9 protein-coding genes and 2 tRNA genes are annotated in these 7,125 nt (G+C 58.7%); 5 read left to right on the forward strand and 6 right to left on the reverse strand.

Annotated features, from left to right (window positions below):
• Positions 1-162 precede the first annotated feature (162 nt).
• Entirely contained in the window at positions 163-1,548 is a 1,386-nt protein-coding gene (locus EII11_RS09745; RefSeq protein ID WP_124872202.1) for an ABC transporter permease, read from the forward strand.
• Positions 1,545-3,188, forward strand: coding sequence for an ATP-binding cassette domain-containing protein (locus EII11_RS09750; protein WP_124872205.1), 1,644 nt, complete (start codon positions 1,545-1,547; stop codon positions 3,186-3,188). Before EII11_RS09745 ends, EII11_RS09750 begins: the two co-directional genes overlap by 4 nt.
• A gap of 106 nt (positions 3,189-3,294) precedes the next feature.
• Here the strand turns inward: EII11_RS09750 and EII11_RS10550 are convergent, their stop codons facing one another.
• From EII11_RS10550 to EII11_RS09760, 3 genes are all read right to left on the reverse strand, one after another.
• The gene (locus EII11_RS10550; protein WP_165867141.1) at positions 3,295-3,468 is read right to left on the reverse strand and encodes a hypothetical protein; all 174 of its coding nucleotides are present in this window, start codon (positions 3,466-3,468) and stop codon (positions 3,295-3,297) included.
• Positions 3,443-3,682, reverse strand: coding sequence for an LD-carboxypeptidase (locus EII11_RS09755; protein WP_124872208.1), 240 nt, complete (start codon positions 3,680-3,682; stop codon positions 3,443-3,445). The genes EII11_RS10550 and EII11_RS09755 overlap by 26 nt, the downstream gene beginning before the upstream one ends.
• A gap of 303 nt (positions 3,683-3,985) precedes the next feature.
• Positions 3,986-4,059 (reverse strand) — tRNA-Gly (locus EII11_RS09760).
• A gap of 120 nt (positions 4,060-4,179) precedes the next feature.
• Between EII11_RS09760 and EII11_RS09765 the strand changes: the two genes are divergently transcribed.
• The 3 genes from EII11_RS09765 (at position 4,180) to EII11_RS09775 (ending at position 5,335) form a co-directional block, all read left to right on the forward strand.
• Positions 4,180-4,253 (forward strand) — tRNA-Pro (locus tag EII11_RS09765).
• 79 nt (positions 4,254-4,332) lie between these two features.
• Positions 4,333-4,908, forward strand: a complete 576-nt coding sequence (locus EII11_RS09770; RefSeq protein WP_124872211.1) for a GNAT family N-acetyltransferase — start codon at positions 4,333-4,335, stop codon at positions 4,906-4,908.
• Positions 4,909-4,945: 37 nt separating this feature from the next.
• Positions 4,946-5,335 carry a bleomycin resistance protein gene (locus EII11_RS09775; protein ID WP_124872213.1) on the forward strand — a complete coding sequence of 130 codons (390 nt, stop codon included), beginning with the start codon at positions 4,946-4,948 and terminating at the stop codon, positions 5,333-5,335.
• Positions 5,336-5,445: 110 nt separating this feature from the next.
• Here EII11_RS09775 and EII11_RS09780 read toward each other — a convergent pair whose 3' ends face one another.
• The 3 genes from EII11_RS09780 to EII11_RS09790 all read right to left on the reverse strand — a co-directional run bounded on the left by EII11_RS09780 (position 5,446) and on the right by EII11_RS09790 (position 6,854).
• Complete coding sequence (locus EII11_RS09780) at positions 5,446-5,802, reverse strand: winged helix-turn-helix domain-containing protein (RefSeq protein WP_124872215.1); 357 nt, start codon at positions 5,800-5,802, stop codon at positions 5,446-5,448.
• Complete coding sequence (locus EII11_RS09785; protein WP_124872218.1) at positions 5,795-6,319, reverse strand: hypothetical protein; 525 nt, start codon at positions 6,317-6,319, stop codon at positions 5,795-5,797. Before EII11_RS09785 ends, EII11_RS09780 begins: the two co-directional genes overlap by 8 nt.
• A gap of 124 nt (positions 6,320-6,443) precedes the next feature.
• Entirely contained in the window at positions 6,444-6,854 is a 411-nt protein-coding gene (locus EII11_RS09790) for a hypothetical protein (protein ID WP_124872220.1), read from the reverse strand.
• Positions 6,855-7,125: the final 271 nt, after the last annotated feature.

The raw sequence follows: 7,125 nt of genomic DNA on the forward strand, positions 1-7,125 counted from the left end.
TGGTCTTCTGGTGGACGTTTTGTTCTCGTGGGCGTGTTCGCCGCGCACTGCCCCGCAAACGTCGAACCTCGGCATATTCTATCGATGATTTTCACCATGCGATGAAAAGTCGTGCTACGCTAATTTCATCACCTAGTGAAACCTGGCAACGAGGAGGTTGCAATGAAAGCCATGGTGATCAAGGAATTCCGCGAACTCCTACGCGACCGCCGCACCCTCGCCCTCCTTCTCTTCATCCCGACCATGCTCCTCATCGTCTTCGGTTTCGCCGCGAACTTCACCGTCGAACGCAATGAAGTCCTTATCGGCGGCCCCGGTGCGCGCTCCGTCGCCGACGCCCTCGCCAACCTCAGCCCCTCGCAAGAAGGCTTTATCATCGAGCACGTCGACCCCACTCTGAGCGAAGCCAACATTGACCCCCTCCTCCGAGCAGACGCCTACGATGCCATCATCTTCGCCACAGCCACCACCAATGATGACGCCCTCCTGTCGACGCGAACTCACGTGTGGATCGACGGATCAGGGCTCTTCGAAGCGATGGCCGTTGAGAAAACCTGGATGCAAACCATCGCCGAGGATGTCCGCGAACGCGCCCGTGCCACCACAAAAGACATCGAAGCCCTCCGAGATGACCTCGACAGCCGCAAGAGCCAGATCAATGAGGCACGCTCACAGCTGACTGAACTGCGCTCCACACTCAGCGAAGTCGATTCACGGATGGAGGAGCTACGCGCCGCCCTCGCCAATCCCACGCCAGGCCCTCCTCCCAACCTGCCGTCACTCCCGGAGCCCCCGGCACTCCCTGACCTCCCCACGCTGCCCGACCTCCCTGCGCTGCCAGAACTCCCAGTGCTGCCCGACACCAGCGCACTCAACCTCGACACCATTGACGCCGACTCGACAACAACCGTTCTCTTCAACCCCGACCTGAAAACCTCGTGGGTCATGCTGCCGGGCCTGGTGGGCCTCATCGTCCAGTTCATTAGCGTGGTCATTATGAGCATCGGCCTTGTCCGCGAGCGCGAGGCGGGAACCCTTGAGCAGCTCGCCGTCATGCCCCTGCATCCGGCGGCAATCATCGCTGGCAAGATCACGCCCTACTTTGTGATCTCCCTGTGCAATATTGCGGTGATCACTGCGTTGGCCTCGTGGATTTTTGGCGTGCCTTTCGTAGGCAGTTTCGCGATCTATGCCCTGCTGACCACGCTATTCCTCTTCGCTGTCCTTGGGGTGGGCATCCTCATTTCGGTGGTGTCGCAAAATACCGGGCAGGCAATCCAGCTTTCAGTCATGACTCTTATGCCGCAGGTGCTCCTCTCGGGCCTGATTTTCCCGCTGGATTCCATGGCGGTGGGCGTGCGTTGGCTAGGGTATGCGATGCCGTTGACGTGGTTTACCAAGGCCGCGCAGGGCATTGTGTTGCGTGGCGCGACCCTTGCTGAGGTGTCCCTCCCCCTCGGGATTTTGGCGGCAATGGCGCTCTTCCTCTTCGTGGTGGCCAATGTGCGTATGGCACTGATGCTACGCAGGGGAGGTGAGGGAGCATGATGATCGCTTTCTCCCCTGGCACTGTGACCGCCCTCGTGGGTGGGGATGGTGCGGGCAAGACCAGCCTGCTGAAAACGCTCACCTCAGCGCAGGGTCGGGCGCAGATGGGGGTGGGTGCGCTCTCGACGGGCGAGGTCGGCTACCAGGGGGCGACCTCGGGCACCTGGCCGCAGTTGACGGTGGTGGAGAATCTTCAATTCGCAGCCCGCGCCCACTCCATGCCACGCAACGTGACGCAGGCGCGCATTGATGCCCTGTGCGAGGCTGCCCGCCTGGATGAGGCACGCGATCGCCTGGCCTCGCGTTTATCTGGCGGTATGCGTCAGAAGCTGGGGGTGCTCATGGCGATGATCCACTCCCCTGCCCTGCTTCTCTTAGATGAGCCAACGACTGGCGTTGATGCTGAGAGTCGTCAGGTTCTCTGGCAGCTCATCAGGCGAGCGGCTCGGGAGGGGGCAACAGTGGTGGTGGCGACCACCTATTTGGACGAGGCCGAGCAGGCCGATCAGGTGTGCGTGCTTGATCGCGGGCAGCTCATGGCGCGGGGCAGTTGCGAAGAGGTCTTGGCCTCCACCCCAGGCAGGGTGTGGCAGGTTGGCGATCCCCTGCCACGTCATGCGCGGCCTCATCCTTACGCAGAGGCTTCCGTTCCCAATGACGATGGTGCGGGGGCCTCGAAGGACATGGCGGCCAACAATCCAGCTGCTACGGAGATCACCGGCAGTGTCCCCCTCGTCCTCAATGACGCTCATACCTGGCAGAGGGGCCAGCGCTTCTACTACTGGCAATCCTCTGACGTTCCCCCGCCCGTTGGAGGACGGCCAGTTGCCCTCGATCTTGAGCTCTCAACGATTGCCTCCATGCTGGCTCGCGAGCGCGAAGCCAGCACCGGCAATCCTGGCCGCACATACAAGCATCCAGAAAGTGCCGATCCGCCCCTTAGTCCTCGCCTCACTTACCCATCGGGAATTCCACTCATCAAGGCCAGGCAGATCACGAAATACTTCGGCGATTTCACGGCCCTTGATGACGTCTCACTCTCCCTGAAAAGCGGCGAGATAGTTGGCTTGATCGGCAGTAATGGTGCTGGGAAGAGCACGCTCATTCGCATTCTCTTGGGGCTCCAACAGGCAGACTCTGGCACCGTGGAACTCTTTGAAGGGCTTGAACCTCGTCAGGCGCGGGCCAATATTGGATACGTTCCCCAAACCCTTGGCCTCTACGAGGCTCTGACTCCTGGGGAGAATCTTGCCTTCACCATGAATACCTACGGCGCTGTGAAAGACAACATTGCCCCATACAGCCTTGCCCGAACCAGGCCGAACACGCGCAGGTGGAAGGCGGGTGATTGGGACGATGCCATTCGGATGTTCCCAAATGTTCCGGTGAGAGATCTCCCTCTGGGGGCCAAACGCCGCCTGGCTGTCGCATGTGCGCTCAGTCATGCGCCACGTTTACTGATTTGCGACGAGCCGACCTCGGGGATGGATGCTCTTTCGCGGGCACGTTTATGGAAGCATCTTCACCGCGTGGCCGACGCGGGAACAGGGATTCTCATAACGACGCACTACCAGCAAGAGGCGCTGCAATGCGATCGCCTCGTGCTGCTTGAGGCCGGGCGTCTTGTCATTGACCGTTAGAGAGTTCCCCCAGTCGTCACTCATGCGCGAAGTGCCGCATTGTTCGACGACCGCAGGGTCAATGGAGCGGGGGCAATGGAGCGGGGTTAGTGGAAAGGACGAGGTTTTAGCGCTGGAAGGTCATGCGGTGAGCATCCGCATCAACCTGGGCGTGACCGCCAATGGGGAAGGTCAGGAGTGGAGTAGTGTGCCCAAAGTCAACATTTGCCAGAACTGGAATCCCCTTCAGCCAGGGAAGGGAGGCAACAGTTTGCTCAACGTCGCTTCGGGTTGGCGGCAATCAGCTCATAGTCCAGGTAGGGCAGGAGTTCATTACTGTTGTAGCCACCAATAACGGTCATAATGCCGTGGACGGTGGGGTCAGCGAAGGCCTCGTGAAGGTCGACCACCCGGGACTCAATCGAGGACGTGAAGAAGCTGTCGGCCTCGCGCACATGCGCACCGAAACTCACCTGCAGTCCCATCTGCTCGAAGCGGTGGGAGGCACAGTCCACAACCTATGCTCCCGCATCCCCTCGTTCCACGAAGGGCAGGCTCACAGAGGGGGCTACGACGCGGATATGTGAACCTGGCTGAAGGGGCTTTGGAGTGATCGAGGTGCGGGTCATGGTGAGCCAGTGTAGCGCGAAGCAGGATCCTCATTCCCTTGGTGGAGCTATGAAAACTGAGGCCCTGTTACCGCGTTGTGTTGATGAAGATGACCCACGGGCGGTGTCGGATAGCACCATAACGCTGTTTTGAGGGTCACTCCTGAGACGCACGAAACCCCCTGGAATACTCCGGGGGGTTCGGCTGATTGGAGCGGATGACGGGAATCGAACCCGCGTAATCTGCTTGGAAGGCAGAGGCTCTACCATTGAGCTACATCCGCGCGCTCACCGAGGTGAACGACAACGATACTACCGTGTCTGAGGCCGAATTGCGAAACCGGGGTATGACACGGTTATGATAGAGGTGCTGTTTCGCCGTGGCTTCCATGGGGGAAACACCACGGGGTATGGCGTAGCTTGGTAACGCGCCTGCTTTGGGAGCAGGAGATCGTGGGTTCAAATCCCGCTACCCCGACTTTCATCTGTCGGTTTACTTTCCCTACCATCTGCAGTTTTTGCGCACATGAAGCGCGTACACGAAAGAAGTGACCGATATGCCTTCCACGTTTTCTCAGATGCAACACTGGGGACGAACTCGATTCACTGGTGAAAAAGTTGTCCTTCGAGAGCTCCACCCCTCAGATCTTCCTCTGCTGTCCGCCTGGTGGAATGACAGCGGTGAGGCTATTTTCCAGCAGCAGGTCATCACCCCGCGGCCAGCTCAAAGCATTGAGCAGATGTACGAGATGTGGAGCACAAATGACTCCCCTAACGGCTGTGGATACACCATCACCGTAGATGGGGAGTGTATTGGCCACGTCACCCTCTGGGGCATGAGCCTGCCGATCCGCATTGCCACCTGCGCGATCATTATCGGCCCAGATTTCCAAAATGAGGGCTACGGTCGTGACGCATTGAATGTCGTCTTGCGCATCGCCTTTGACGAGATGGGTGCTCACAAGGTGGAGATTCAAGCCTGGGACTACAACGAACGTGCGCTTCACCTCTATTCGTCACTGGGCTTTGTTGAAGAAGGCCGACGCAGGGCCGCTACCTTCCACGGCGGCACCTTCCATGACCATGTCCAGATGGGCATCCTTGAAGACGAATACCGGGCGCTTCATTCCTGACAGGCGCCTGGCCGTTGCAACCTGAAGGCACACTGCCATGAAATTCAACTCCCTTATTCCCGAACTCTCCGTCAGCGACATTGAGGCGACCCGTCACTTCTACCTTGACGTTTTGCAGTTCACCTTGGAGTATGAGCGTCCCGAGGAGTTGTTTCTTTTTATCTCTTGTGAGGGCAATCAACTGATGCTTGAGCAGGAGAACGGGCACTGGTCAACTGGCCCTCTGGAGCACCCGTACGGGCGCGGCATTAACTTTGAGATGACGGTTAGTGACGTTGAAGGCCTCTATCAGAGGGTGCTGGACGCCGGTATTGTGCCCTTCCGCGAGCTCTCGGTCAGCCGCTATGAGACTGGTACCGAGGTACTGAATCAAAAGCAGTTCCTCGTTCAAGACCCGGACGGTTATCTTTTGCGTTTCACCGACTGAGCCTGGACTCACATGAGCCACTGCAGGCGGCGCCTCGTAGCATGACGCGATACGAGACGCCGCCTGCGGATATGTCAGTGGCCTGGATGCGCTCGGCCGCTTCGTGCGGCTTACTGCTGTTCCCCTGCGCTGGCTATGGCCTGTAGCGCGGCGATGTGACGTTCCCATGCTTGTCGCCCCTGTTTCGTGAGCGATAAGGACGTGTGAGGGCGGGTGCCGATGAATTGCTTGATGATGGTGACGTAGCCGCATTCTTCCAAGGCCGAGGCGTTCTTGGACAGGGTGGAGTCGGTGGTTTGAATGAATTCGCGCATGTCCTTGAACGAGACGCTGTCGCGTGCGACGAGGGCGGAGACGATGGACAGGCGCAGGGGGTTGAGCAGCTTATCGTCGAGGGCGAGGCGGGGGTGCCCCTCGTGTGCCGCTGCCTCGCCAGGGGTTAGGGCGGGGGTTGTCTCCTTAGCCATTGGTCACTTCCTTTCGCTGAGCGAGGCCTTCTGCTTTGCGCACGGTCACGAGTTCGATGACGGGACCATTGATCGCCAAGATGGCAAAGAGTGCTGCGATACCAACAAGGGTCCAGACGCTGAGCTGGCCGTCGACTGCCGCACGGCTTGCAAAGACCGCCCCCATGAACGTGATGCCCCAGGCGGCCATCATGATGCTCCACCGCCTGCCAAAACCTCGTGCTTGGCGTTTGATTGCCGATCGCATGGTGATGGCCATGAGGATTGCTGCAATGATCACCCATCCGAAGAAGACGAGGACTGGGATGAGCTCACTCATTCCGGCTTTGGCGAAAGCGAAACTGAGCAGGGGGAAGGTGCTTCCACCTACGCAGAAGATGGAGTAGGGAATCCACATGGGACTCAGGGTTGGCGCTGCGCTCATCTGGGATTGACGGACGAGGCCGAGGAGCTCGCGCGCCTTTGCGGGATCGACCTCGCCAACTGATTGGTCACGGTCAGAGGTGTTGCGTGTCATGATGATCGCCCCTTTCGCGGTGTGTGTTTCGAAGGTGTGAGGCGTCAGGCCTCCTCACACCTCCAATATAGAAACTACTTTCCAGTTTGGCAAGTGCTTTCTGAGGGGAAATTATTTTCCTCTTCTATTCTTGCTTATCCTTGGGCGTTCCTTCAGCGCCAGGAAAAGACGTCTCCAACCACACATCCACATCACTAGAGGACAGCCCATTACCCAGAGCAAGACGCTCAAGATCACCCCGGGTAATATGACCAGCATCGTACAGAGTCGCAAAGATCGCATACATGCGCACCTCAAACGACTCTTCAATTTGCCGAGCCTTCGTCTCCAAAGCAAGCTGTTCGTTGCGCGCAAGGGACTCTTCCAGCTCTTGGACTCCGACGTTGAGGGCTTGCCCGGCCAGGAAGTCAGCAGCGTGTTCGACGAGGGGAATCTTATCGACAGGGATTTCCTTGACTAGGTCCTTCCCCAACCCGATCCAGGCCCGGATTCTTTCATCAGCCTCACGCCCAGCAGTAACCTGTTGATCCCCCACCTGATCAATAAAGAACGCCTCCAGCTTGCCCTTGAGGTACGAGGGCGTCGAAGAGTGGTAGGAGGCGCTTCGCGGGCACGGTTTCGTTAGGGGCGAGGCTAAAAGCGGTCAGGGAGGCAGACACGGGTGGAAGCAGGAGGGCAAGGCCTGATGTTGGGTGGGAGGGTTTGGTGTGGTGAGCTCACTTGCTTGTTTGTCCGCTTTGAGGGGTCAGGACTTCCTCACTGCGCTCGATAGCTTTAAAGTAGCGGACTTTAGCGACCTGGGCATC

Origin of the sequence: Schaalia canis, assembly GCF_003858455.1 — a bacterium.
Lineage (GTDB): Bacteria > Actinomycetota > Actinomycetes > Actinomycetales > Actinomycetaceae > Pauljensenia > Pauljensenia canis.